Annotated in this window: 1 protein-coding gene; it reads left to right on the top strand. The window is 65.5% G+C overall.

From position 1 onward, the window contains the following. Positions 1-498 (top strand): P1 family peptidase (locus ENZ74_RS33960; RefSeq protein WP_206522419.1); only part of this gene is annotated, 498 nt, incomplete at both ends.

Genomic DNA, 498 nt, shown 5'->3' with positions numbered 1-498 from the left:
CGACGGTGCCGCCGGCGGACCGATCGAGGAAGGCAGCGTCGGCGGCGGCACCGGCATGATCACCTTCGGCTTCAAGGCCGGCTCCGGCACGGCATCGCGCATCGTCGAATGGCACGGCCGTGCCTATACGGTCGGCGCCTTCGTGCAGTCCAATTTTGGCAAACGGCGCAATATAACCATTCGCGGCCTGCGCGCCGGGCCGCAACTCGTCGAACCGGCTGTCCGCGAAGGCACACCGCGCGCCGAAAAGGGTTCGATCATCGCCGTCATCGCCACCGACGCACCGTTCCTGCCGCATCAGATGAAGCGGCTGGCCCGACGGGTGCCGCTTGGCGTCGCCATGACCGGAGGCTTCGGGTATCACAGTTCAGGCGACATTTTCATCGCCTTCTCGACCGCCAATGCGAGCGCCGCGCGGGCGCCATCCGGCCGCATCGCCAGTGCCGATTTTATTCCCGATACCGACATCGATCCGTTTTTCGATGCGGTGATCCAGAC

The organism is Mesorhizobium sp. M7A.F.Ca.CA.002.15.2.1, from assembly GCF_003998715.1.
Taxonomy (GTDB): domain Bacteria; phylum Pseudomonadota; class Alphaproteobacteria; order Rhizobiales; family Rhizobiaceae; genus Mesorhizobium; species Mesorhizobium ciceri.
The sequence above is the reverse complement of the archived record's forward strand: the minus strand, read 5'-3'. Positions and strand labels throughout refer to the sequence as shown.